The organism is Protaetiibacter intestinalis (assembly GCF_003627075.1).
GTDB classification, from domain to species: Bacteria; Actinomycetota; Actinomycetes; order Actinomycetales; family Microbacteriaceae; genus Homoserinibacter; species Homoserinibacter intestinalis.
Genome location: NZ_CP032630.1, coordinates 2712434 through 2737653, shown reverse-complemented (window position 1 = coordinate 2737653; position 25220 = coordinate 2712434). Strand labels below are relative to the sequence as shown.

At 70.6% G+C, this 25220-nt stretch carries 21 protein-coding genes; 14 read left to right on the top strand and 7 right to left on the bottom strand.

The window, feature by feature from the left end; all coding sequences use genetic code 11:
- Nucleotides 1-84: 84 nt before the first annotated feature.
- Entirely contained in the window at nt 85-726 is a 642-nt protein-coding gene (locus D7I47_RS12930; RefSeq protein ID WP_120763440.1) for a DUF4126 domain-containing protein, read from the bottom strand.
- 118 nt (nt 727-844) lie between these two features.
- Between D7I47_RS12930 and coaE the strand changes: the two genes are divergently transcribed.
- The 12 genes from coaE to D7I47_RS12870 all read left to right on the top strand — a co-directional run bounded on the left by coaE (nt 845) and on the right by D7I47_RS12870 (nt 14803).
- Entirely contained in the window at nt 845-1462 is a 618-nt protein-coding gene (coaE, locus tag D7I47_RS12925; RefSeq protein WP_120763439.1) for a dephospho-CoA kinase, read from the top strand.
- A gap of 9 nt (nt 1463-1471) precedes the next feature.
- On the top strand, nt 1472-3550 hold the full coding sequence (gene uvrB, locus D7I47_RS12920) for an excinuclease ABC subunit UvrB (RefSeq protein ID WP_120763438.1): 2079 nt from the start codon (nt 1472-1474) through the stop codon (nt 3548-3550).
- Between the two features lie 32 nt (nt 3551-3582).
- Nucleotides 3583-6495: an excinuclease ABC subunit UvrA gene (gene uvrA / locus D7I47_RS12915; protein ID WP_170154383.1), complete on the top strand. Its 2913-nt coding sequence runs from the start codon at nt 3583-3585 to the stop codon at nt 6493-6495.
- A 4-nt stretch (nt 6496-6499) separates the two neighbouring features.
- Complete coding sequence (gene uvrC / locus D7I47_RS12910; protein WP_120763436.1) at nt 6500-8404, top strand: excinuclease ABC subunit UvrC; 1905 nt, start codon at nt 6500-6502, stop codon at nt 8402-8404.
- Nucleotides 8401-9276 carry an RNase adapter RapZ gene (gene rapZ, locus D7I47_RS12905; RefSeq protein WP_120763435.1) on the top strand — a complete coding sequence of 292 codons (876 nt, stop codon included), beginning with the start codon at nt 8401-8403 and terminating at the stop codon, nt 9274-9276. The genes uvrC and rapZ overlap by 4 nt, the downstream gene beginning before the upstream one ends.
- 43 nt (nt 9277-9319) lie before the next feature.
- Nucleotides 9320-10297 carry a DNA-binding protein WhiA gene (gene whiA / locus D7I47_RS12900; RefSeq protein ID WP_120763434.1) on the top strand — a complete coding sequence of 326 codons (978 nt, stop codon included), beginning with the start codon at nt 9320-9322 and terminating at the stop codon, nt 10295-10297.
- Nucleotides 10298-10331: 34 nt separating this feature from the next.
- Nucleotides 10332-10958, top strand: coding sequence for a superoxide dismutase (locus D7I47_RS12895; RefSeq protein WP_120763433.1), 627 nt, complete (start codon nt 10332-10334; stop codon nt 10956-10958).
- 92 nt (nt 10959-11050) lie between these two features.
- On the top strand, nt 11051-12058 hold the full coding sequence (gene gap, locus D7I47_RS12890; RefSeq protein ID WP_120763432.1) for a type I glyceraldehyde-3-phosphate dehydrogenase: 1008 nt from the start codon (nt 11051-11053) through the stop codon (nt 12056-12058).
- A gap of 3 nt (nt 12059-12061) precedes the next feature.
- Nucleotides 12062-13276, top strand: coding sequence for a phosphoglycerate kinase (locus D7I47_RS12885; protein WP_120763431.1), 1215 nt, complete (start codon nt 12062-12064; stop codon nt 13274-13276).
- Nucleotides 13267-14061, top strand: a complete 795-nt coding sequence (gene tpiA / locus D7I47_RS12880) for a triose-phosphate isomerase (protein WP_120763430.1) — start codon at nt 13267-13269, stop codon at nt 14059-14061. Before D7I47_RS12885 ends, tpiA begins: the two co-directional genes overlap by 10 nt.
- Before the next feature lie 75 nt (nt 14062-14136).
- Entirely contained in the window at nt 14137-14403 is a 267-nt protein-coding gene (gene secG / locus D7I47_RS12875; protein ID WP_120763429.1) for a preprotein translocase subunit SecG, read from the top strand.
- 43 nt (nt 14404-14446) lie between these two features.
- The gene (locus D7I47_RS12870) at nt 14447-14803 is read left to right on the top strand and encodes an RNA polymerase-binding protein RbpA (protein ID WP_120763428.1); all 357 of its coding nucleotides are present in this window, start codon (nt 14447-14449) and stop codon (nt 14801-14803) included.
- Nucleotides 14804-14827: 24 nt separating this feature from the next.
- On the opposite strand, the gene pgl is transcribed toward D7I47_RS12870, so the two are convergent.
- From pgl to tkt, 6 genes are read right to left on the bottom strand one after another with little or no spacing between them, the layout of a single operon-like run.
- A complete protein-coding gene (gene pgl / locus D7I47_RS12865; protein ID WP_120763427.1) occupies nt 14828-15628 on the bottom strand; it encodes a 6-phosphogluconolactonase in 801 nt (266 codons plus the stop codon).
- 17 nt (nt 15629-15645) lie between these two features.
- Complete coding sequence (locus tag D7I47_RS12860; RefSeq protein WP_120763426.1) at nt 15646-16590, bottom strand: glucose-6-phosphate dehydrogenase assembly protein OpcA; 945 nt, start codon at nt 16588-16590, stop codon at nt 15646-15648.
- A 13-nt stretch (nt 16591-16603) separates the two neighbouring features.
- Nucleotides 16604-18145 carry a glucose-6-phosphate dehydrogenase gene (gene zwf, locus D7I47_RS12855; protein ID WP_120763425.1) on the bottom strand — a complete coding sequence of 514 codons (1542 nt, stop codon included), beginning with the start codon at nt 18143-18145 and terminating at the stop codon, nt 16604-16606.
- A 3-nt stretch (nt 18146-18148) separates the two neighbouring features.
- Nucleotides 18149-19747, bottom strand: a complete 1599-nt coding sequence (locus tag D7I47_RS12850; RefSeq protein ID WP_120763424.1) for a glucose-6-phosphate isomerase — start codon at nt 19745-19747, stop codon at nt 18149-18151.
- Nucleotides 19744-20859: a transaldolase gene (gene tal / locus D7I47_RS12845; RefSeq protein ID WP_120763423.1), complete on the bottom strand. Its 1116-nt coding sequence runs from the start codon at nt 20857-20859 to the stop codon at nt 19744-19746. Before tal ends, D7I47_RS12850 begins: the two co-directional genes overlap by 4 nt.
- 35 nt (nt 20860-20894) lie before the next feature.
- Entirely contained in the window at nt 20895-22994 is a 2100-nt protein-coding gene (gene tkt / locus D7I47_RS12840; RefSeq protein ID WP_120763422.1) for a transketolase, read from the bottom strand.
- A 289-nt stretch (nt 22995-23283) separates the two neighbouring features.
- Here tkt and D7I47_RS12835 point away from each other — a divergent pair, with 289 nt between their 5' ends.
- Both D7I47_RS12835 and D7I47_RS12830 read left to right on the top strand, forming a co-directional pair.
- On the top strand, nt 23284-24237 hold the full coding sequence (locus tag D7I47_RS12835; protein ID WP_120763981.1) for a heme o synthase: 954 nt from the start codon (nt 23284-23286) through the stop codon (nt 24235-24237).
- Entirely contained in the window at nt 24237-25199 is a 963-nt protein-coding gene (locus D7I47_RS12830; RefSeq protein WP_120763421.1) for a COX15/CtaA family protein, read from the top strand. Before D7I47_RS12835 ends, D7I47_RS12830 begins: the two co-directional genes overlap by 1 nt.
- The last annotated feature ends 21 nt before the right edge of the window (nt 25200-25220 follow it).

Here is a 25220-nt window from a genome sequence, read left to right as displayed (position 1 = left end):
GTCCCCGCGGGGGCCGGCCATCCGTCGTTTCCCCCGGCTTGTTGCGTTCGGGAGGATGACACGCCGTACAGGCGGACGCTGCCGCTACTTCGACGGCGCGTCGTCCTCCCGAAGGAAGGCAGGAGGGGTGGATGCGGCGGCCGCACGTTCGCGACGGCGGCGGCGGATGCGGAGCACGAGCAGCACGAAGCCGAGCACGAGCAGGGCGAGCCCCACGATCACGAGCACGGGGGCCACGATCGCGAAGATCACCATGACGAGGCTCGCGCCGTCCTCGGCCGTGCTGAGCACGGGCGCGGCGACACCCCCGGTGGCGAGGTTGGCGACCGGCCGCACCGCCATCTTGCCGAGGTGCACGAGCAGCGCCAGGCCGATGCCGATCGCCACCGGGATCCACGCGCCCGACTCGAAGAAGCTCCGGGGGTCCGAGACGGCCACCGTCTCGCTGCCGACGCCGCTCGCGAACACGATGCCGCCGGATGCGGGTCGGATGACGGTCTGGATCCAGTCGTTGACGGTGTCGACGGCCGGCACCTTGTCGGCGATGACCTCGACGACGAGCAGCACGGCGATGATGACGAGCACCCACTCGTTCGAGAGCCAGGTCCATCCGCTCGGCAGCCCGACGAGGTCGAAGCGCGCCGCGAGTCCCATGACGAGCAGCGGGATGTAGGCGTTGAGTCCCGCCGCGGCCGCGAGTCCCGTCCCGGTGAGCAGTTCGAGCATGCCGCCATGCTACGGGTGGGGTGGTCGAACGCTGTAGCGCCTGCCCACCCGCGGCGGCAGTTCCCGCAGCGCGGGGCGTGACGCTGCAGCGTTTGACACTTCCTGCCACGATGGGGGGATGCTCGTGGCGCTCACGGGAGGGATCGCCTCCGGGAAGTCGACGGTCGCCGCGCGGCTGGCGCAGCTCGGGGCCGTCGTCGTGGATGCGGATCGCGTGGCGCGTGAGGTCGTCGAGCCCGGCACGCCCGCGCTCGCCCGGATCGCGGAGGAGTTCGGCCCGGGGGTCATCGCGGACGACGGCACGCTCGACCGTGCCGCGCTCGGGGCGATCATCTTCGGCGACGACGAGGCGCGGCGCCTGCTCAACGCGATCACGCATCCCGCGGTGGGCGAGCGGTCACGCGAGCTGTTCGCCGCCGCCCTCGCCGAGGAGCCGGATGCCGTGGTCGTCTACGACGTGCCCCTGCTCGTGAACGAACGCGGCGAGGGCCGGGCCGACGAGTTCGACCGGGTGGTCGCGGTGTCGGCCGACGAGGAGACCCGGGTGCGCCGCCTCGTCGAGCTGCGCGGCCTCGACGAGGCGGAGGCTCGCCGACGCATCGCGGCCCAGGCCCCGGAGGCGGCGCGTCTCGCGATCGCCGACCACGTCGTCGACGCGAACGGCACCCTCGAGGAGACCCTGGCCCAGGTCGACGCCCTCTGGTCGAGCCTGCGCGGTGTCGGGGGCGCTGCCTAGGCTGTTCTCATGCAGCCGACGCGTTCCGTGCGTCCGTTCGAGGTCGTCTCCGACTACACCCCGAGCGGCGATCAGCCGACCGCGATCGCCGAGCTCGCGCACCGGGTGCAGGCGGGGGAGTCGGACATCGTGCTCCTCGGCGCCACCGGAACGGGCAAGTCCGCGACGACCGCGTGGCTCATCGAGCAGGTGCAGCGTCCCACGCTCGTCCTCGCCCACAACAAGACCCTCGCGGCGCAGCTCGCCAACGAGTTCCGCGAGCTCATGCCGAACAACGCGGTCGAGTACTTCGTCAGCTACTACGACTACTACCAGCCCGAGGCGTACGTCCCGCAGACCGACACCTTCATCGAGAAGGACAGCTCGATCAACGCCGAGGTCGAGCGCCTCCGGCACTCCACCACCAACTCGCTGCTGAGCAGGCGGGATGTCGTGGTCGTCTCGACGGTGTCGTGCATCTACGGCCTCGGTGCCGCCGAGGAGTACCTCGGCGCGATGGTCGCCCTGCAGGTCGGCGACCGCATCTCCCGCGACAAGCTCGTCCGCGGCTTCATCAACATGCAGTACGAGCGCAACGACGTCGACTTCTCGCGCGGCAAGTTCCGGGTGCGCGGCGACACGATCGAGATCATCCCCGTCTACGAGGAGCTCGCCGTGCGCATCGAGATGTTCGGCGACGAGATCGAGGCCCTCTACGCCCTGCACCCGCTCACGGGCGACGTCATGCGGCAGATGGATGCGGTGTCGATCTTCCCGGCCACGCACTACGCCGCGAGCCCCGAGGCGATGCAGCGCGCCATCCGCTCCATCAAGGAGGAGCTCGCCGAGCGGCTGCCCGAACTCGAGCGACAGGGCAAGCTGCTCGAGGCGCAGCGGCTGCGCATGCGCACGGGCTTCGATCTCGAGATGATGGAGCAGATCGGCTTCTGCAACGGCATCGAGAACTATTCGCGGCACATCGACGGCCGCCAGGCGGGGCAGCCGCCGAACACCCTGCTCGACTACTTCCCCGACGACTTCCTCGTGGTGATCGACGAGTCGCACGTCACGGTGCCGCAGATCGGCGCGATGTACGAGGGCGACGCGAGCCGCAAGCGCACCCTCGTCGAGCACGGCTTCCGTCTGCCGAGCGCGCTCGACAACCGCCCGCTGCGCTGGGAGGAGTTCCTCGACCGGGTCGGTCAGAAGATCTACCTCTCGGCCACCCCCGGCAAGTACGAGCTCTCGATGGGCGACGGCGTGGTCGAGCAGATCATCCGCCCGACGGGGCTCGTCGACCCGCAGATCGTCGTGAAGCCCTCGAAGGGCCAGATCGACGACCTGCTCGAGGAGATCCGCATCCGGGCCGAGCGCGACGAACGCGTGCTCGTGACGACCCTCACCAAGAAGATGGCCGAGGAGCTCACCGACTACCTCACCGAGGCCGGCGTGCGGGTGCGCTACCTGCACTCGGATGTCGACACCCTGCGCCGCGTCGAACTGCTCACCGAACTGCGGGCGGGCGTCTACGACGTGCTCGTCGGCATCAACCTGCTGCGCGAGGGCCTCGACCTGCCGGAGGTGTCGCTCGTGGCGATCCTCGACGCCGACAAGGAGGGCTTCCTGCGCTCCTCGACCTCGCTCATCCAGACGATCGGTCGCGCCGCCCGCAACGTCTCGGGCGAGGTGCACATGTACGCCGACAACCTCACCGACTCGATGAAGATCGCGATCGACGAGACCAACCGGCGCCGCGAGAAGCAGGTCGCCTACAACGTCGAGCACGGCATCGACCCTCAGCCGCTGCGCAAGCGCATCGCCGACATCACCGACATCCTGGCCCGGGAAGAGGCCGACACCGCGAAGCTGCTCGCCGGCCGCAGCGGTCAGGACGGCTCGAAGCGCCGCTCGCCGACCCCGAACCTGCGACGCGAGGGCGTGGGCGCCTCCGGCGCCGCCGAGCTCGAGACGATCATCGCCGACCTCAACGAGCAGATGCTGCAGGCGGCCGGGGAGCTCAAGTTCGAGCTCGCGGCGCGGCTGCGCGACGAGCTCTCCGAGCTCAAGAAGGAGCTGCGCCAGATGGAGTCGGTCGGGCACGTGCGCTAGCGCCCGAGCGCGTGTCGGAGGCCGCCCGTAGAATGGGTTCAGTGTCGATCACCCCTGTCTCCGGGAGCCAGAAGCTCAGCGTCCGAGGCGCACGCGTCCACAATCTGAAGGACGTCGACCTCGAGATCCCTCGGGATGCGCTCGTCGTCTTCACGGGGCTGTCGGGGTCCGGCAAGTCGAGCCTCGCGTTCGACACGATCTTCGCCGAGGGCCAGCGCCGCTACGTCGAGTCGCTGTCCGCCTACGCCCGCCAGTTCCTCGGGCAGGTGGACCGCCCCGACGTCGACTTCATCGAGGGCCTGAGCCCGGCCGTCTCGATCGACCAGAAGTCGACCAACCGCAACCCGCGCTCCACGGTCGGCACGATCACCGAGATCTACGACTACATGCGTCTGCTGTGGGCGCGCATCGGCGAGCCGCACTGCCCGGTCTGCGGCGAGAGGATCCAGCGCCAGACGGTGCAGCAGATCGCCGACCAGCTCATGGAGCTGCCGACCGGCACCCGCTATCAGGTGCTGGCGCCCGTCGTCTCGCAGAAGAAGGGCGAGTTCGTCGACCTCTTCAAGGAGCTCTCGGCATCCGGCTACTCCCGGGCGATCGTCGACGGCGAGCTCGTGCAGCTGGCCGAGCCCCCCGCGCTCAAGAAGCAGTACAAGCACGACATCGCCGTCGTGATCGACCGGCTCGTCGCCTCCGACGAGCTGCTCACGCGCGTCACCGACTCCGTCGAGACCGCGCTCGGCCTCGCGGGCGGGGTACTCGAGATCGACTTCGTCGACGAGGAGCCCACCGCGAAGACCCGCCGCCGCTCGTTCAGCGAGAAGCTGTCGTGCCCGAACGGCCACCCCATCCAGCTCACCGAGATCGAGCCGCGCACCTTCTCGTTCAACGCGCCGTTCGGCGCCTGCCCCGAGTGCTCGGGCCTCGGCACGAAGATGGCGGTCGACACGGATCTCGTGATCGGCGACCCGGAGCTCAGCCTCAACGAGGGCGTCATCCTCCCCTGGAACCAGGGCGGCAAGGGTCTCTACAGCTACTTCCAGCGACTGCTGCAGGGGCTCGCGCGCGACCTCGACTTCTCGCTCGACACCCCGTGGGGCGAACTGCCGGACGAGGTGCGCGCGGCGATCCTGCAGGGCAACGACTTCGAGGTCGTCGTGCAGTGGCGCAACCGCTTCGGCCGCACGATGAAGTACTCGACGGGCTTCGAGGGCGTCATGCCCTACATCGAGCGCAAGTACCACGAGGCCGAGTCCGACTGGTCGCAGCAGCGCTACGGCGAGTACCTGCGCGAGGTGCCGTGCCCGGTCTGCGCGGGCAAGCGGCTGAAGCCCGAGGTGCTCGCGGTGCGCGTCGCGGGGGAGAGCATCTCGGATGTCGCCGAGCTCAGCCTGGTGACCGCGTACGAGTTCATGCAGCGGCTCGAGCTCACCGAGCGCGAGGCGCGGATCGCCGCGCAGGTGCTGCGCGAGATCCGTCTGCGGCTCGAGTTCCTGCTCGAGGTCGGTCTCGGATACCTGACGATGGCGCGCGCGGCGGCGACGCTCTCGGGCGGCGAGGCCCAGCGCATCCGCCTCGCGACCCAGATCGGCTCGGGGCTCACGGGCGTGCTCTACGTGCTCGACGAGCCCTCGATCGGCCTGCATCAGCGCGACAACCGCCGACTGATCGACACGCTCGTGAAGCTCAAGAGCCTCGGCAACACGCTCATCGTCGTCGAGCACGACGAGGACACCATCCGCACCGCCGACTGGATCGTCGACATCGGCCCGGGCGCGGGAGAGCACGGTGGCCGCGTGGTGCACTCGGGCGGCTACGAGGCGCTGCTCGACAACCACGCCTCCGTCACGGGGGACTACCTGGCGGGGCGCCGGGCGATCGCGATGCCCGCGAAGCGGCGCCCGATCGACAAGAAGCGGCAGCTGACGGTGGAGGGCGCTCAGGCCAACAACCTGCAGAACGTGACCGTGAGCTTCCCGCTCGGCGCCTTTGTCGCCGTCACGGGCGTCTCCGGCTCGGGCAAGTCGAGCCTCGTCAACGACATCCTCTACAAGGTGCTCGCCAACCAGCTGAACGGCGCCCGTCAGGTGCCCGGCAAGCACAAGCGCGTGACGGGGCTCGAGCACCTCGACAAGGTCGTGCACGTGGATCAGGCCCCCATCGGCCGCACCCCGCGCTCGAACCCGGCGACCTACACGGGCGTCTTCGACCGCATCCGCACCCTGTTCTCGGAGACGATCGAGGCGAAGGCGCGCGGCTATCAGCCCGGCCGGTTCAGCTTCAACGTCAAGGGCGGACGCTGTGAGAACTGCTCGGGTGACGGCACCATCAAGATCGAGATGAACTTCCTGCCCGACGTGTACGTCGTGTGCGAGGTGTGCCACGGCGCGCGCTACAACCGCGACACCCTGCAGGTGCACTACAAGGGCAAGAACATCGCCGAGGTGCTCGACATGCCGATCGCCGAGGCGGCCGAGTTCTTCGAGCCGATCACGGCCATCCATCGCTACCTCAAGACCCTCGTGGATGTCGGGCTCGGCTACGTGCGCCTCGGCCAGAGCGCGACGACCCTCTCCGGCGGCGAGGCGCAGCGCGTGAAGCTCGCGACCGAGCTGCAGAAGCGCTCCAACGGCCGCTCGATCTACGTGCTCGACGAACCGACCACGGGCCTGCACTTCGAAGACGTGCGGAAGCTGCTCGAGGTGCTGAACGGGCTCGTCGACAAGGGCAACTCGGTCATCGTGATCGAGCACAACCTCGACGTCATCAAGAGCGCCGACTGGATCATCGACCTCGGTCCCGAGGGCGGATCGGGCGGTGGCCAGGTGATCGCCACCGGCACGCCAGAGCAGGTCGCGCGGAACGCGGCGAGCCACACCGGGCGCTTCCTCGCGGAGCTCCTCGAGTCCGAGGCGGCCGGGCGGGGACGCCGGAAGGCGGGCTGACCCCGTGAGCCCGTCGCCGCGCGCCGACGTGCTGCCCTGGCGACCGAAGGCCGGCGAGATCCCCGCGGCGCCCGGGGTCTACCGCTTCTCGGATGCCGCCGGCCGCATCCTCTACGTCGGCAAGGCCGTGAACCTCCGCCAGCGCCTCTCGAACTACTTCCAGCCGCTGCGCAGCCTGCACGAGCGCACCCGGCATATGGTGCTGGCGGCATCGAAGGTCGAGTGGACGGTCGTCGGCAGCGACGTCGAGGCGTTGCAGCTGGAGTACACCTGGATCAAGGAGTTCTCGCCGCCGTACAACGTCAAGTTCCGCGACGACAAGAGCTACCCGTACATGGTCGTCACGCTCGCCGACGAGGCACCGCGGGTCATGGTCACCCGCAACCGCCGTATTCCGGGGGCGCGCTACTTCGGCCCGTACCCGAAGGTGTGGGCGGTGCGCGAGACCATCGACCTGATGATCAAGGCGTTCCCGATCCGCACCTGCTCGGATGCGAGCTACAAGCGCGCGATGCAGAGCGGACGCCCCTGCTTCCCGGGCCAGATCGGGCGCTGCGGCGGCCCGTGCTCGCAGAGGGTGACGATCGAGGAGCACCGCGAGATCGTCGACCAGTTCGTGGCGTTCATGGCGAGCCACGACCGCAGCGTCATCACGCTGCTGCAGCGGGAGATGAAGGATGCGGCGACCGCCTTCGAATACGAGCGCGCCGCGAAGATCCGCGACCGCATCCAGGCGCTCGAGAACGTGCTCGAGAAGAGCGCCGTCGTGCTCGCCGAGGCGACGGACGTCGACGTCTTCGGCATCGAGGAGGACGAGCTGGCCGCCGCGGTGCAGCAGTTCGTGGTGCGCGGCGGCCGCATCCGCGGGGTGCGCAGCTGGGTCGTGGACAAGGAGCTCGACATCAGCTCGGGCGAGCTCGTCGAATCGGTGATCGAGACCGCCTACGAGACGGAGCAGCCGCCCCGCGAGATCGTCGTGCCCGTGCTGCCCGACGACGCCCCCGCGCTCGAGCAGTGGCTCGGCGATCGCCGGGAGCGCGGTGCCGTGGCGCTCAAGACCGCGAAGCGCGGCGAGAAGGCGGCACTGCTGCAGACGGCCTCGCTCAACGCGAAGCAGGCGCTCGCGCTCTACAAGACGCGGCGCACGGCGGATTACGTGGCCCGCAGCCAGGCTCTCGGCGAACTGCAGGAGGCGCTCGGGCTCGACGAGGCCCCGCTGCGCATGGAGTGCTACGACGTCTCGCACCTCGGCGGCACCAACGTCGTCGCGTCGATGGTGGTGTTCGAGGACGGGCTTCCGAAGAAGTCCGACTACCGCAAGTTCGCCGTGCACGACACGAACGACGACACCGAATCGCTCGCCCAGGTGCTGCGTCGGCGCCTCGCGCGGCTCGACGAGGACGAGACCCCGACGGAGGCGGAGGAGGGCGCCCGGCCGCGGCGGCGCTTCGCGTACCGTCCCGGACTGCTCATCGTCGACGGGGGCCAGCCGCAGGTGCAGGCGGTGGCCGCGGTGCTCGACGAGCTCGGGATCGACGACATCCCGCTCGTGGGCATCGCCAAGCGGCTCGAGGAGCTGTGGCTCCCCGACGACCCGTTCCCCGTGATCCTGCCGCGCGGCAGCGAGGCCCTCTTCCTGGTGCAGCGCATCCGCGACGAGGCGCACCGTTTCGCGATCACCTTCCAGCGCCAGAAGCGGCGCGCCGACATCGGCACCGTGCTCGCCGAGATCCCCGGCCTCGGGCCCGCGCGCTCGCGCGAGCTGCTGCGGCACTTCGGCTCGGTCGCCCGGCTGAAGGCCGCCGATGAGGCCGAGATCGCCGAGGTGCGGGGGATCGGGCCCCAACTCGCGACCGCCATCGTGGCTAGGCTGGGAGGCGGGCGACGACGGGAAGACGGCGAGGCATGAGCGACGGGGACGACGGGCGGGAACTGCTCGTCGTGACGGGCATGTCGGGTGCCGGCCGTTCCACGGTCGCGAACGCCCTCGAGGATCTCGGGTGGTACGTCGTCGACAATCTGCCCCCGCAGATGCTCCGCCCGCTCGTCGATCTCGGCGCCCACACGGGGGAGGCGATCCCGAAGATCGCGGCCGTCGTCGACGTGCGCGGGGGACGTCTCTTCGAAGACGCCCAGGCGAGCGTCGCCGAGCTCCAGTCCGCCGGCAGCGCCCGGGTGGTGTTCCTCGACGCGTCCGACGACGCCCTCGTGCGGCGCTTCGAGCAGGTGCGGCGACCGCATCCGCTGCAGGGCGACGGCACGCTCCTCGACGGCATCGTCGCCGAGCGCGGTCGGATGACGGGCCTGCGCGAGCAGAGCGACGTCGTCATCGACACCTCGCAGCTCAACGTCCACCAGCTCGCCACCCGTGTCGCCGAGCTGTTCGGGGGCGAGTCGACGCCGCGCGTCAAGCTCACCGTGATGAGCTTCGGCTTCAAGTACGGACTGCCCGCAGATGCCGACATGGTGGCCGACATGCGCTTCCTGCCGAACCCGTTCTGGGTGGGCGAGCTCGCGCCGCTCACCGGACTCGACGCGCGGGTGAGCGACTACGTGCTCGCCCAGGAGGGCGTCGACGAGTTCGTGACGCACTATGTCGCCGCCCTGGCGGTCGTCGTCGACGGCTATCGGCGCGAGAACAAGCGCCACGCTACGATCGCCGTAGGATGCACAGGCGGCAAGCACCGGTCCGTGGCGATCGTCGAGGAGGTGGCACGCCGCCTCCGTGAACTCCCCGGGGTGTCCGTCGCCGTTCGGCATCGCGACCTCGGGCGCGAGTGAGCGATGACCGCAGGGATCCGAGAAGAGAACGAGGAATGAGCGCGTGGCACTGACGGCTGACGTCAAGGAGGAGCTCGTCTCCGTCGAAGTCGGCAAGACGAGCGTGCGCGCGGCCGAGCTCGCGGCGCTGCTGCGCTTCTCCGGCGGTCTGCACATCATCTCCGGCCGCATCGCGGTCGAGGCGGAGCTCGACTCGCAGACGGTCGCGCAGCGCGTGCGCCGCGACCTCGCCGAGCTGTACGGCGTGCGCAGCGAGGGGAAGCTCATCGGCGGGTCCGGCCCGCAGAAGACCACGACGTTCGTCGTGCGGGTGGTCGACGGCGGCGAGACGCTCGCGCGCCAGACCGGACTCCTGGATGCGCGCCGCCGCCCGGTACGCGGCCTGCCGAACCGGCTCACGACCGGCTCACGCGAGGACCTCGCGGCGATCTGGCGGGGGGCGTTCCTCGCCCGCGGCACCCTCACCGACCCCGGCCGGTCGGCAGCGCTCGAGGTCACCTGCCCCGGTAACGAGGCCGCGATGGCGCTGGTCGGCGCCGCCGGGCGCCTCAAGGTGCCCGCCAAGGCACGCGAGGTGCGCGGTGTGCACCGGGTGATCATCCGCGAGGGAGAGGCGATTGCCGCGATGCTGCGCCTCATGGGCGCCGAGCGCGCCGTGACCGCCTGGGAGGAGCTGCGCCAGCGCCGCGAGGTGCGAGCGACCGCGAACCGGCTCGTCAACTTCGACGACGCGAACCTGCGCCGTTCCGCGCAGGCCGCCGTGGCCGCGTGCGCGCGCGTCGAGCGGGCGATGGAGATCCTCGGCGAGGAGATCCCCGACCACCTGCGCTACGCGGGCACCCTGCGGCTCGAGCACCGCGACGCGAGCCTCGACGAGCTCGGCCACTTCGCCGACCCGCCCATGACGAAGGACGCCGTGGCCGGCCGCATCCGCCGTCTGCTGGCGATGGCCGACAAGCGCGCCTCCGATCTCGGGATCCCCGGCACGGACGCCAACCTGCCGCCCGACTTCGACGAATAGACCTCGAGAACCTCAAGAAGGAAGAAGGAGAACCATGGCCGTCTACAGCCTCCCGGATCTGCCCTACGACTACGCGGCGCTCGAACCGAGCATCAGCGCCCGGATCATGGAGCTGCACCACGACAAGCACCACGCGGCCTACGTCGCCGGCGCGAACACCGCCCTCGAGAAGCTCGAGGAGGCGCGCGACTCGGGCGACTTCACGAACGTGCCGAAGCTCGAGAAGGACCTCGCCTTCCACCTCGGCGGGCACGTCAACCACTCGATCTTCTGGAAGAACCTCTCGCCCGACGGCGGCGACAAGCCGGTCGGCGAGCTCGCCTCCGCGATCGACGAGTTCTTCGGGTCGTTCGACAAGTTCGTGGGCCACTTCAGCGCCGCCGCGAACAGCCTGCAGGGCTCGGGCTGGGCGGTGCTCGCCTGGGACCCGGTGGGCGCCCGCCTGCTCGTGCACCAGCTCTACGACCAGCAGAACAACACGCCGCTCGGGATCACGCCCATCCTCCAGCTCGACATGTGGGAGCACGCGTTCTACCTCGACTACGTCAACGTCAAGGCGGACTACGTGAAGGCGTTCTGGAACATCGCCAACTGGGCGGATGCCGGGGCCCGCTTCGACGCCGCACGTTCGGGCGGTGCGGGGCTGCTGCTACTGTCGTAGCAGGCGAGGTGGCCGGGGCCCGCGCCCCGGCCACCCCCTCTACTCACCACATCCAGACACCTCGCGCATCCAGCGCTCATCAAGGAGACAACGTGTCCGTCAAGATCGGCATCAACGGCTTCGGCCGGATCGGTCGCAACTACCTCCGTGCCGCCCTCGCCCAGGGCGCCGACCTCGAGATCGTGGCCGTGAACGACCTCACGGACAACAAGACCCTCGCGCACCTGCTCAAGTACGACTCGGTCACGGGACGTCTCGACGCCACCGTCGAGTACGACGACGAGAACATCGTCGTCGGCGGCAAGGCCATCCGCGTCTTCGAAGAGCGCGACCCCGCCCTGCTGCCGTGGTCCGACTACGGTGTCGACATCGTCATCGAGTCGACGGGGCGCTTCACCAAGGCCGTCGACGCCCGCAAGCACATCGACGGCGGCGGCGCCAAGAAGGTGCTCATCTCGGCCCCCGCCACGGGCGAGGACGCCACCTTCGTGATGGGTGTCAACGAGGGCGACTACGACCCGGCGACGCAGCACATCATCTCGAACGCGTCGTGCACCACCAACTGCCTCGCGCCGCTCGCCAAGGTCTTCAACGACAACTTCGGCATCGAGCGCGGCCTCATGACGACCGTGCACGCCTACACGGCCGATCAGAACCTCCAGGACGGCCCGCACAGCGACCTGCGTCGCGCCCGCGCCGCCGCGATCAACATCGTGCCGACCTCCACGGGTGCCGCCAAGGCCATCGGCCTCGTCCTGCCCGAGCTCGTCGGCAAGCTCGACGGCTTCGCGCTGCGCGTGCCGGTGCCCACCGGCTCGATCACCGACCTCACCGTCACCGCGAGCAAGTCGGCCACCGTCGACGAGATCAAGGCGGTCTACAAGGAGGCCGCCGAGGGCTACCTCAAGGGCATCCTCAAGTACACCGAGGACGAGATCGTCTCGAGCGACATCGTCACCGACCCGCACTCGTCGATCTTCGACGCGGGCCTGCTGCGCGTCATCGGCGACCAGGTCAAGCTGTCGGCCTGGTACGACAACGAGTGGGGCTACTCGAACCGTCTGGTCGACCTCACCGAGTACGTCGCCGAGCGCCTCTAAGCGATGACCCTCCGGACGATCGACAGCCTGGGAGAGCTGTCCGGCAAGGTCGTGCTCCTGCGCTGCGACCTCAACGTTCCGCTCAAGGACGGCGTCATCACCGACGACGGGCGCGTGCGCGCCTCCGTCCCGACCATCCGCCTGCTCCTCGAGAGGGGTGCGAAGGTCGTGGTGATGAGCCACCTCGGTCGTCCGGAGGGTGCTCCGGACCCCAAGTACTCGCTCGCGCCCGTCGCGGTGCGGCTGGGCGAGCTGCTCGGCGTCGACGTCGCCTTCTCGCCGGAGACGGTGGGGGAGTCGGCGGCCGGCGTCGTCGAGGCGGCGCCGACGCCCGGCGTCGTGCTGCTCGAGAACCTGCGGTTCAACCCGGGTGAGGCGTCGAAGGACGCCGCCGAGCGTGAGGCCTTCGCCGCGCAGCTCGCCGCCCTCGGCGACGTCGTGGTGTCGGACGGCTTCGGGGTCGTGCACCGCAAGCAGGCGAGCGTCTACGAGCTCGTGCAGGCGCTCCCGAGCGCCGCCGGTCTGCTCATCGCGGCCGAGCTCGAGGTGCTCGACAAGCTCACCGAGAACCCCGAGCGGCCGTACACGGTCGTGCTCGGAGGCTCCAAGGTCTCCGACAAGCTCGGCGTCATCGGCCACCTGCTGCCGCGGGTGGATGCACTGCTCATCGGCGGCGGCATGCTCTTCACCTTCCTCGCCGCGCAGGGCCACAAGGTCGCCTCGAGCCTGCTCGAGGCCGACCAGCTCGACACGGTCCGCGGCTACCTCGCCGAGGCGGCCGAGCGCGGCGTCGAGCTCGTGCTGCCGACGGATGTCGTGGTCGCCTCCGGCTTCTCGGCCGACGCCGACCACGTGGTCGCCCCGGCCTCGGGGATCGAGGACACGGCGTTCGGCGCCTCCGGGATCGGGCTCGACATCGGCCCCGACACGGCGGCCGCGTTCGCCGAGCGGGTGCGGGCGTCGAAGACCGTCTTCTGGAACGGCCCGATGGGCGTGTTCGAGTTCCCGGCGTTCGCCGCCGGGACGCGCGCCGTCGCCGAGGCGCTCACCCACGTCGACGGCCTCGGGGTCGTCGGCGGCGGCGACTCGGCCGCCGCGATCCGCCAGCTGGGCTTCCCGGACGAGCAGTTCGGTCACGTCTCGACGGGCGGCGGCGCGAGCCTCGAGTTCCTCGAGGGCAAGAAGCTCCCCGGACTGGAGGTCCTCGGATGGCAGTAGCAGCCCGCACGCCGCTCATCGCCGGCAACTGGAAGATGAACCTCGACCATCTGCAGTCGATCGCGTTCGTGCAGAAGCTCGCCTGGACCCTCGAGGACAAGAAGCACGACTTCTCCGACGTCGAGGTGGCGGTCTTCCCGCCGTTCACCGACCTGCGTTCCGTGCAGACCCTCGTGGCGGGCGACAAGCTGCCGCTCAAGTTCGGCGGCCAGGATCTGTCCGCTCACGACGCCGGTGCGTACACCGGCGAGATCTCGGGCGCCTTCCTCGCGGCGCTCGACTCCGCGTACGTCATCATCGGCCACTCGGAGCGTCGCCAGTACCACGGCGAGACCGACGAGCTCGTCGCCGCCAAGGTGGCGGCCGCCCACCGGCACGGCATCGTGCCGATCATCTGCGTGGGCGAGACGGCGGAGGACCTCGAGCAGCACGGCCCGAGCGCCGTACCGGTGGCGCAGCTGCGCACGGCCCTCGAGGGCGTCGTCGCGGGCAAGGAGATCGTCGTCGCGTACGAGCCGGTGTGGGCGATCGGCTCCGGTCAGGCCGCGACCAGCGCGCAGGCCCAGCAGGTGTGCGAGGCGCTGCGCGCGCTCATCGCGGAGGTGCTCGGTGACGACGCGGCCGCAGCCACCCGCATCCTCTACGGCGGCTCGGTGAAGGCGAACAACATCGCCGGTTTCCTCAAGGAGCCGGATGTGGACGGCGCGCTCGTCGGCGGTGCGAGCCTCCAGCTCGAGGAGTTCGCGAGCATCGTGCGCTTCAAGAGCCACGTCGGCACACTCTGACGCCGGATGACGGCCGTCACGTGCGGCCTCGCTTATACTGATCCTCGGCCGTCTGGCCGACCCGAAAGGCAACCCATGGACGTTCTCTGGTCGATCGTGCAGGTCGCATTCCAGATCCTGCTCGGCATCACGAGTCTGCTGCTGACCCTGCTGATCCTCCTGCACAAGGGGCGCGGCGGCGGTCTGTCCGACATGTTCGGCGGCGGCGTGACGAGCAACCTGGGCGCCTCGGGCGTCGCCGAGCGCAACCTGAACCGCATCACGGTCGCACTGGGCATCACCTGGTTCTTCTCCATCGTGGTGCTCGGGCTGCTGACGAAGTTCGGCGTGGGCGCGGCCTGACGGCCGTCGTCGACCACCACCACCACCACCACGAGGAGACAGCATGGCATCGGGCGGTAGCGCCATCCGGGGATCCCGCGTCGGGTCCGGGCCGATGGGGGAGCAGGACCGCGGGTACCACGCGGATCGCATCGCGATCTCGTACTGGGACGCCCAGGGCAACGAGACCGTCCGCTACTTCGCGGCGAACCTGCCCGAGGAGGAGATCCCCGACGTCATCGACAGCCCGTCGACGGGCCTGCCCGCCGGGCGCGACCGCGAGAACCCGCCGCTGCTCGCGAAGACCGAGCCCTACAAGACGCACCTCGCGTACGTGAAGGAGCGCCGCTCCGACGACGAGGCCGCCCAGATCCTCGAGGACGCCCTCCAGCAGCTGCGCGAGCGCCGCGGCACCGCCTGAATCCAGCCCGGGCGGCAGGCCGGGTCAGTTCGCCGGGATCTCGTGCGCGGCGGTCCAGAACCGCTCGCGCGTGAGCAGGTTCTCCGGCACTTCGGCCGCGGCCTCCGCGTCGACGAAGAACACGGTGCGCGCGCGCCCGGAGACCCCGGCGACGGGCACGTCGTGCGGGTTCGCGTCGGCGAGTGCGAGACCGAGCGCGCCCGCCTTGTCCGCGCCCGCGAGCACGAGCCACACCCGCTCGGAGGAGTTGATGACGGGCAAGGTGAGCGTGAGCCGCGCGGGCGGCGGCTTCGGGGAGTTCGTCTCGGCGAGCACCACGTGCTGCGTGTCGCGGATCGCCTCGTGGTCGGGGAACAGCGACGCGATGTGGCCGTCCCCGCCGACGCCCAGGAAGGTGATGTCGAAACGCGGATGCGTCGCACCGGCCGGCGCGGCCGCCGCGAGCTCCGCCGCGTAGGCCTCGGCCGCCGCCTCGATGTCGGCGTGCTCCCCGAGGGCGGGGAAGGCCTTGACCTGCGCGGGGGAGAGCTCGAGCGCGTCCAGGAGCGCATGCCGGGACTGCGTCTCGTTGCGGTCCGGGTCGCCCGCCGGGAGGTAGCGTTCGTCGCCCCACCAGAACGTCACCCGCGACCAGTCGACCGTGTCGCGGCGCGCGGACTCGCGCACCGCCGCGAGGACGGCCTCGCCCATGGTGCCGCCGGTGAGCACGACGTGCGCACGATCCTGTTCCGCGAGCGTCTCGACGAGACGCTTGATGAACCGCGCGGCGACCGCGTTCGCGAGCGCCGCCTTGCCGTCGTAGACCCGTACCCGTCGTTCCGTCACGGTCCGCCCCCTCTGCGCTAGACCTTCTCGGCGGGCGTGTCGAGCAGTGCGAGTCCCCGCTGCACCACCTCGCCGAAGAGGTCGTCCGGGTCGAGCCTACGCAATTCCTCGGCCAGGCAATCGCGCAGGCTGCGGCGCGGCAGCGAGATGTCGTGTGTCGGCTGGTTCGGCTGCACGAGGGTCGCGACGTTCGGCATGGTGCGCTCGAGGTCGATGATGCCCGACGCCCGCTCGAGCTTGACGCCGTGGATGCCGCTAGAGCCGAGCGACGGCGTCGTCTCGAGGGCCACCGGCACCTGCAGCTGCAGGCGCAGCCAGGCGGCCAGCAACTCGGTGGAGGGGGAGTCGGACGCGCCGCTCACGGTGACCGCGGTGACGGGCTCGTAGGGCGGCTGGTCGAGCACCGCGGCGAGCTGCGCCCGCCACAGGGTGAGACGCGTCCACGAGAAGTCGGTGTCGCCCGGCTGGTAGTTGCGACCGAGGGTCGTGAGCGCCTGCACCGGGTCGGCCGCCTCGGCGGCGTCGGTGATCCGGCGCTGCGCGATGCGGCCGAGCGGGGAGCGGCTGGGTGCCTGGGGGGCGACGCTCGGCCACCACACCACGACGGGCGCGTCCGGCAGCAGGAGGCTCGTGACGAGCCCCTCCTCGTCGGAGGCGGCGGCGCCGTAGGCGCGCAGGACGACCACCTCGCTCGCCCCGGCGTCCCCGCCGACGCGGATCTGCCCGTCGAGACGCGCCTCCTCGTCGGTGGGCTCGGGACGACGCGACAGCACGATGACGCGCATCGGGTGCTCGCGTGAGGCGTCGTTGGCGGCCTCGATGGCCTCCTCCTCCTCGCCGAGCGGGGTGGCGATCACGAGGGTCAGCACCCGGCCGAGGGCGACGGCGCCGCCCTCTTCGCGGATCTTGACGAGCGCCTTCGAGAGGGCGCTCGTGGTGGTGTCGGGCAGGTCGACGATCATGGGTGTCTCCGGATCAGGGGCGTCGCCAGGTGCGGCCGTCGCGTTCGAGCAGTTCGTCGGCGGAGCCGGGGCCCCAGGTGCCGGGCTGGTACTGCTCGAGGGGTCCGCCGAGGCTGTCCCAGTACTGCTCGATCGGGTCGAGGATCTTCCAGCTGAGCTCGACCTCCTCGTGCCGCGGGAAGAGCGGCGGGTCGCCCAGCAGCACGTCGAGGATGAGACGTTCGTAGGCCTCCGGGCTCGCCTCGGTGAAGGCGTGGCCGTAGCCGAAGTCCATCGTCACGTCGCGCACCTGCATGCCGGCGCCCGGCACCTTGGAGCCGAAGCGGATCGTGACGCCCTCGTCCGGCTGCACCCGGATGACGAGCGCGTTCTGGCCGAGGGCCGAGGTCTGCGATTCCGCGAACAGGTACTGCGGGGCGCGCGTGAAGACGACCGCGATCTCGGTCACGCGGCGTCCGAGGCGCTTGCCCGCGCGCAGGTAGAACGGCACGCCCGCCCAACGCCGGGTGTTGATCTCGAGCTTGAGCGCCGCGTAGGTCTCGGTGACCGACTGCGGGTTCATGCCCTCCTCTTCGAGGAAGCCGAGCACCTTCTCGCCGCCCTGCCAGCCGCCCGCGTACTGCCCACGGGCGGTCGCGGTGGACAGATCCTTCGGCAGGTGCACGGCCGAGAGCACCTTCTCCTTCTCGGCACGCAGATCGGCGGCGGCGAAGGAGACCGGCTCCTCCATCGCGGTGAGGGCGAGCAGCTGCAGGAGGTGGTTCTGGATGACGTCGCGGGCCGCGCCGATGCCGTCGTAGTAGCCGGCTCGGCCGCCGACGCCGATGTCCTCGGCCATCGTGATCTGCACGTGGTCGACGTAGTTGGCGTTCCAGATGGGCTCGTAGAGCTGGTTGGCGAAGCGCAGCGCCAGGATGTTCTGGACGGTCTCCTTGCCGAGGTAGTGGTCGATGCGGAAGACGCTGTCGGGCGGGAAGACCGACTCGACGACGTCGTTCAGCTCGCGCGCCGAGGCGAGGTCGTGCCCGAACGGCTTCTCGATGACGACGCGCCGCCACTGACCGGGCGCCTGCTCGGCGAGCCCCGAACGGCGCAACTGCTCGGTCACGAGCGGGAACGACTTCGGCGGGATCGACAGGTAGAACGCGTGGTTCCCCATGGTGCCGCGACTCGCGTCGAGCTCGGTGAGCGTCTGCTTGAGCCGGTCGAACGCGCTGTCGTCGTCGAACTCGCCCTGCACGAAGCGGATGCCCTGCTTGAGCTGGCGCCAGACGTCCTCGTCGAACGGGGTGCGCGCGTACTGCTTGACGGCGTCGTGCACGACCTTCTCGAAGTCCTGGTCGACCCAGTCGCGCCGGGCGAAGCCGACGAGCGCGAAGCCCGGCGGCAGCAGCCCGCGGTTGGCGAGGTCGTAGACCGCCGGCATCAGCTTCTTGCGCGACAGGTCGCCCGTGACGCCGAAGATGATGAGGCTGGACGGTCCCGCGATGCGGTTCAGCCGACGGTCGGAGGGGAGCCGGAGCGGGTTGTTCTCCCGCGTGATCTCCACCGGCATGGCTCAGCCGATCCGCTCGCGCAGCGTCACCACACCGGCGGCGGGCTGCGGGAGCGTGAGGGTCAGCACGGGGCGGCCGTGGTCGGCGAGCACGCTCGCGTCGCCCGCGGCCTGCGCCTGGATGAGCTGCCCGAAGGTGAACGGCCGTCCCGGGATCTCGAGGTCCTCCTCGCCCGCGCCGACGATCTGCAGGAACACGCCGACGGCGGGGCCGCCCTTGTGGAACTGCCCGGTCGAGTGCAGGAAGCGCGGCCCCCAGCCGAAGGTCACGGGACGCTCCGCGCGACGCGCGAGGGCGTCGCGGATGCCCGCGAGCTCGGGGTAGGCGATCCGGTCGAGGTAGGCCTGCACCGAGATGTACCCGTCGGCGGGGAGCGCCGCGAGCAGAGCGTCGACGGCCCCGTCGAGGGTCTCGTCCGAGATCGTCAGCCCACCCGCCGTGCGCACCTCGACACCGTCCGCCGTGTAGAGCGCGGGGACGGGTTCGGGGCGTGCGTCGAGGAGGCCGCGCGCGGCGATCTTCGCCGATTCGACGTCGGGCTGGTCGAAGGGGTTGATGCCGAGGATGCGGCCGGCGACGGCGGTCGCGTACTCCCAGACGAGCAGCTGGCCGCCGAGCGATCCGGAGACCTCGATCTCGCCGTCCCGCACCTCACGGGTCTCGCGGGCGCTGGCGACGAGCCGCACGAGCTGCACGTCGGGCAGGCCGGCGGTGACCTCGTAGGAGTCGACGTCGAGCACGACGGGCAGGATGCCGGTGCCGTCCTTGCCGGTCGACTCGGCGATGAGCTGCTCGACCCAGTCGCCGAAGCCGACGATGTGCGTGCCGTCGGGCACGATGCCGAGCTTGTTCCGGAGCGGACGCGTCGCCGAGATCGCGGCGCCGAGCACGAGGCCGGGGTTGTGCTCGGTGTCGAGGGCGAGCTCGAGCGAGACGGCCTGCGCCTCGTCGAGGAGCTCGGCGATGTCGACGCCCGCGAGGCCGGTCGGCACGAGGCCGAAGGCCGTGAGCGCCGAGTAGCGGCCACCCACGGTCGGGTCGGCGTTGAAGACGCGGTAGCCGTCGGCCCGGGCGGCCTGGTCGAGCGGCGACCCCGGGTCGGTCACGACGACGATGCGCGAGATCGGGTCGATGCCCGCCTCGCGGAAGGCCTGCTCGTAGACGCGCTTCTGGCTGTCGGTCTCGACCGTCGAGCCGGACTTCGAGGAGATCACGACCGCGGTGCGGGCGAGGCGGTCCTCGAGCGCCGAACGCACCTGGGCGGGATCGGTCGAGTCGAGCACCGTGAGCTCGACGCCGTAGGTGTTCGCGATGACCTCCGGGGCCAGCGACGAGCCGCCCATGCCGCCGAGGACGATGTGGTCGACACCCTGGGCGTGCAGGTCGTCCCGCAGGGCGAGGATGTCGTCGACGAGGCCCTCGGAGACGGCCACCGCCTCCGTCCAGCCGAGTCGCTTCGAGGCCTCCTCCTCGGCCGCGGGGCCCCAGAGGGTCGCGTCGAGGGTCGTGATGCGTCCCGCGACGCCGTCGGAGACGAGCTGCGGGACGACCCGCTCGATCGCCTCCGCCGCGGCACCGCTGGCCGCGATGGTGACGGTCACTTCGCGGCCTCGAGTGCCGCGGTGACGGTGTCGAGCAGCTCGTTCCAGGACACGATGAACTTCTCGACGCCCTCGCGCTCGAGCGTGTCGGTGACGTCGTCGTAGTCGACGCCCACGGCGGCGAGCGCGTCGAGCACGCCCTGCGCCTCGGCGTACGAACCGGTGACCGCGTCGCCGTGCAGCGGCGCGTGGTCGAACGTCGCCTCGAGCGTCTTCTCGGGCATCGTGTTGACGACCCCCGCGACGGCCAGCTCGGTCACGTAGAGGGTGTCGGGAAGGGCCGGGTCCTTGACGCCCGTCGATGCCCACAGCGGACGCTGCGCGTTGCCGCCCGCGGCCAGGAGCGCCTGCGCCTGCTCGGTCGCGAACTCCTGCTCGAAGAGCTGGTAGGCGAGCTGGGCGTTCGCGACGCCCGCCTTGCTCTTGAGGGCGAGCGCCTCCGGGGTGCCGATCGCCTCGAGGCGCTTGTCGATCTCGGTGTCGACGCGCGAGACGAAGAACGAGGCGACCGAGTGGATCGTCGAGATGTCGATCCCGGCGGCCTGGGCCTTCTCGAGGCCGGCGAGGTAGGCGCGGATGACGGCGCGGTGGCGCTCGAGGCTGAAGATGAGCGTGACGTTGACGCTGATGCCCGCGCCGATGACCTCGGTGATGGCCTCGAGGCCCTCGACGGTCGCGGGGATCTTGATCATCGCGTTCGGACGGTCGACCTTGGCCCACAGCTGCTTCGCCTGCGCGATCGTGCCGGCGGCGTCGTTGGCGAGGCCCGGCTCGACCTCGATCGAGACGCGACCGTCGACGCCCGCGGTGCCGTCGTAGACCCCACGGAAGATGTCGGAGGCGGCGGCCACGTCATCCGTCGTGATCTCGAAGACCGCCTCGGAGACGCTCGCGCCGGCGGACGCCAGCTCGGCGACCTGCGCGTCGTAGGCCTGACCCTTGGCGAGCGCGGCCGCGAAGATCGTCGGGTTCGTGGTGACCCCGACGACGTTGCGGTCGGCGATGAGGGCCTCGAGGGAGCCCCCGGCGATGCGCTCACGCGAGAGGTCGTCGAGCCAGATGCTGACGCCGATGGCGGACAGTTCGGCGGTCTTGGAGGTGGTGTCGGTCATGGTGCTGGATCTTCTTCCGTTGAGGGATGTACGTGTCAGGCGCCGGCGGCGGCGATCGAGTCGTGGGCGGCGGCCACGACGTGCTCCGTGGTGATGCCGAACTCGCGGTACAGCGTCTTGTAGTCGGCGGAGGCGCCGAAGTGCTCGATCGACACCGAGCGGCCGTGGGCGCCGAGGTAGGGCGCCCAGGTGAGGGCGAGACCCGCTTCGACGGAGACGCGCGCCGTGACCGACGCCGGCAGCACCGACTCGCGGTAGGCGGCGTCCTGCTCGGCGAACCACTCCTGGCTCGGCACCGAGACGACGCGGGCGTTGACGCCCTCCGCCTTCAGCTGCTCGCGCGCCTCGAGGGCGAACTGCACCTCGGAGCCCGTCCCCAGCAGGATGACGTCGGGCGTGCCGCCGGGCGCCTCCGCGAGCACGTACGCGCCGCGCGCGACGTTCGATGCCGCAGCCAGGGTGTCGCCCTCGGCCGCCCCCTCGCCACGTGCGAACACGGGCAGGTTCTGGCGGCTGAGCGCGATGCCGGCGGGGGCGTCGCGGCGCTCGAGGATCGTCTTCCAGGCCCAGGCGACCTCGTTGGCGTCCGCGGGGCGCACGATGTCGAGGCCCGGGATGGCGCGCAGCGTCGTGAGCTGCTCGATCGGCTGGTGGGTGGGGCCATCCTCGCCGAGCGCGACGGAGTCGTGCGTCCAGACGAAGATCGACGGCACCTTCATGAGGGCCGCCAGCCGCACCGCGGGGCGCATGTAGTCGCTGAAGATGAGGAAGGTGCCGCCGAAGGCGCGGGTGTTGCCGTGCAGCACGATGCCGTTGAGGATCGCGCCCATGGCGTGCTCGCGGATGCCGAAGTGCAGCACACGGCCGTAGGGGTCGCCCGACCACTCGTGCGTGGACCACTGGGTGGGGATGAACGACTTGGCGCCCTCGATGGTCGTGAGGTTCGACTCGGCGAGGTCGGCCGATCCGCCCCACAGCTCGGGGATGACGGCGCCGAGGGCGCCGAGCACCTTGCCGGAGGCGGCGCGGGTGGAGAGGTCCTTGCCGGCCTCGAAGACGGGCAGCGCGTCCTCGACGCCGTCGGGGAGCTGCCCCGACTGGATGCGGTCGAACAGCGCCTTCTTCTCGGGGTTGGCGGTGGCCCAGGCGTCGAAGCCCTGCTGCCATTCGGCGCGCGCCGCCTGGCCGCGCTCGAGCGCGCCCCGGGTGCGCTCGATGACCTCGTCGGCGACGACAAAGCTCTCCGCCGGGTCGAAGCCGAGCACCTCCTTGAGGCCCGCGAGCTCCTCGGCGCCGAGGGCGGAACCGTGGATCTTGCCGGTGTTCTGCTTCTTGGGGCTCGGCCAGCCGATGATGGTCTTGAGGATGATGAGCGAGGGCTTCGCGCGCTCGCCCTGCGCGGCGAGGATCGCGTCGTAGAGGGCCTGCACGTCCTCGACGTACTCGCCCGTCTTCTTCCAGTCGACGGTCTGCACCTGCCAGCCGTAGGCCTCGTAGCGCTTCGCGACGTCCTCGGTGAAGGCGATGTTGGTGTCGTCCTCGATCGAGATCTGGTTCGAGTCGTAGATCGCGATGAGGTTGCCGAGCTGCTGGTGGCCGGCGAGCGAGGACGCCTCGGCGCTCACACCCTCCTGCAGGTCGCCGTCGCCCGCGATGACGTAGGTGAAGTGGTCGAAGGGGCTCGCACCGTCGGCGGCGTCCGGGTCGAACAGGCCGCGCTCGAAGCGCTGCGCGTACGCGAATCCGACCGAGGAGGAGATGCCCTGGCCGAGCGGGCCGGTCGTGATCTCGACACCCGCGGTGTGCCCGTACTCGGGGTGGCCGGGGGTCTTCGAGCCCCAGGTGCGCAGGGCCTTCAGATCGTCGAGCTCGAGGCCGTAGCCGCCGAGGTACAGCTGCACGTACTGGGTGAGCGAGCTGTGGCCCGCCGAGAGGATGAACCGGTCGCGCCCCGTCCAGTGCGGGTCGGAGGGGTCCTGCCGCATGACCTTCTGGAAGAGCAGGTAGGCGGCGGGCGCCAGGCTCATCGCCGTGCCCGGGTGGCCGTTGCCGACCTTCTCCACGGCGTCTGCGGCGAGGACTCGCGCCGTGTCGACGGCCTTCTTGTCGAGCTCGTCCCAGGAGAGTGCTGCCACGTGTATGTCGACCTTTCGGATGCGGGGCAGCATCATGCGCCCCTGGTGGTGTCAACCCGCCGAATCGGTCTTCGACGGCGCACCGCGCACGGCCGCCATCGTCAGCAGAGGATGGGGGAGGCGCGCACGGTCGGCGGGCACGACCAGCATAGCGAGAGACGCATCCTCTCGCGGGCACGAGTCACGGGATGACGCGCCCGTGACGCGACGTAGACTGGGCTCAGCCGAGCCGATCCGAGGAGCCATGCAGCATTCCGCCCAGAGCGCCCCCGCGCCGGCGTCTCCCGAGATGCCGGTCGTCGACGCCGTGGCGGCGGATGCGGTTGCCTCGCCCGGGCGAATCGGCCTCCGGCGCAAGGCGCTCGCGTATGTCGCCCTCACCAAGCCGCGCGTCATCGAGCTGCTGCTCGTCACGACCGCACCCGTCATGGTGCTCGCCGCGAAGGGCCAGCTCGACCTGCACTTCCTGGGGCTCGTCGTCGCGACGCTCGTGGGCGGTGCGCTCTCGGCGGGGAGCGCCAACGCGTTCAACTGCTACATCGACCGCGACATCGACAAGCTCATGAAGCGCACCCAGAACCGTCCGCTCGTGACGGGGGAGCTCAGCCCGCGCGAGGCGCTCGTGTTCTCGTGGGTGACCGGCATCGTCTCGATCGCGGTGCTGTGGGTGTTCACCACCTGGCTCGCCGCCGTGCTCTCGGCGGTCGCGATCGCGTTCTACGTGCTGATCTACACGCTCATCCTCAAGCGCCGCACGCCGCAGAACATCGTCTGGGGCGGCATCGCGGGCTGCATGCCCGTGCTGATCGGCTGGGCGGCCGTCACCGGCACGCTCGACTGGGCGCCCGTCATCCTCTTCGGGATCGTCTTCCTCTGGACCCCGCCGCACTACTGGCCGCTCTCGATGCGCTACCGCGAGGACTACGCGGCGGCCTCCGTGCCGATGCTCGCGGTGGTACGCGGCCGCACGGCTGTCGGCCTGCAGGTCGTGCTCTACGCGTGGGCCACCGTCGCGTGCTCGCTGCTGCTCGTGCCCCTGGCCCCCATGGGCGTCGTCTACGCGGTCATCGCGGTGCTGTCGGGCGCCTGGTTCCTCATCGAGTCGCACCGGCTCTACGCGGCCGCGATCCGTCCGGGCGAGGTGAAGCCGATGCGCGTGTTCCACGCGAGCATCACCTACCTGACCCTCGTCTTCATCGCGGTCGGCGTCGACCCGCTCGTCTTCATCCCCCTCCCGCTCTGATGCGCCTGACGACGCCGCTCGGCTGGGCCGCCGCCCGCTGGAGCCTCGGCCCGCGCGCGCTGCGCTGGGGCACGACGGCGGCGCTCGTCGCCTCCGTGCTCATCGTGCTGGGCGGGGTGACGGTGCGCGTCACGGGATCCGGACTCGGCTGCCCCACCTGGCCCACCTGCACGGAGGACTCCCTCGTCGCCACGCCCGAGCTCGGCATCCACGGCGCCATCGAGTTCGGCAACCGGATGGTCACCATGCTGCTGATCGCGGCCGTCGGCTGGGCGATCATCGCCGCCCGCCTGCAGCAGCCGCGCGACAGGACGATGACCCGGCTCGCATGGTCGATGTTCTGGCTCGTCGTCGCCAACGCGGTCGCCGGCGGCTTCACCGTGTGGTTCGAGCTGAACCCGTGGATGGTGGCCGTGCATTTCGTGCTCGCCATGACCCTGCTCGCCTGCGCCACCTTCACCTGGCACCGCGCCCGCTGGCGCGGGGGAGACGGACCGCGCCCCTCCGCCGGATCGCGCGCGCTCGCCTGGGCGCTCGTCGTCGCCACCGCCGTGCTCATCGCGGCCGGCACCCTCGTAACCGGATCGGGACCGCACGCCGGTGACTCGAGCGACGTGCCGCGGATGGGGTTCGACTGGACCGCGGTCGTGTGGCTGCACGGCGTCATCGCGCTGGTCGTGCTGGGGATCGCCGCGGCGCTCGCCTTCCGGCTGCGACGCGAGGACGGCGGTCGCCTCGCCCTCGGCCGCGTCGGGACGTTCCTGCTCGTGCTGCTCGCGCAGCTCGGGGTGGGGGTGGCCCAGTCGCTCGTCGGCCTGCCCGAACTGCTCGTCATCGTGCACGTCGTGTTCGCCGCGCTCATCTGGGTGGGGGCGCTCCGCGTGCTGCTCGACACCGATCCCCGGCTCTGGGCGGTACGCGCGGTTCGGCCGGAACCGGCCAGGGAACCGGCGGGACTGTAGACTTGACCGGTTGGAGCGTGA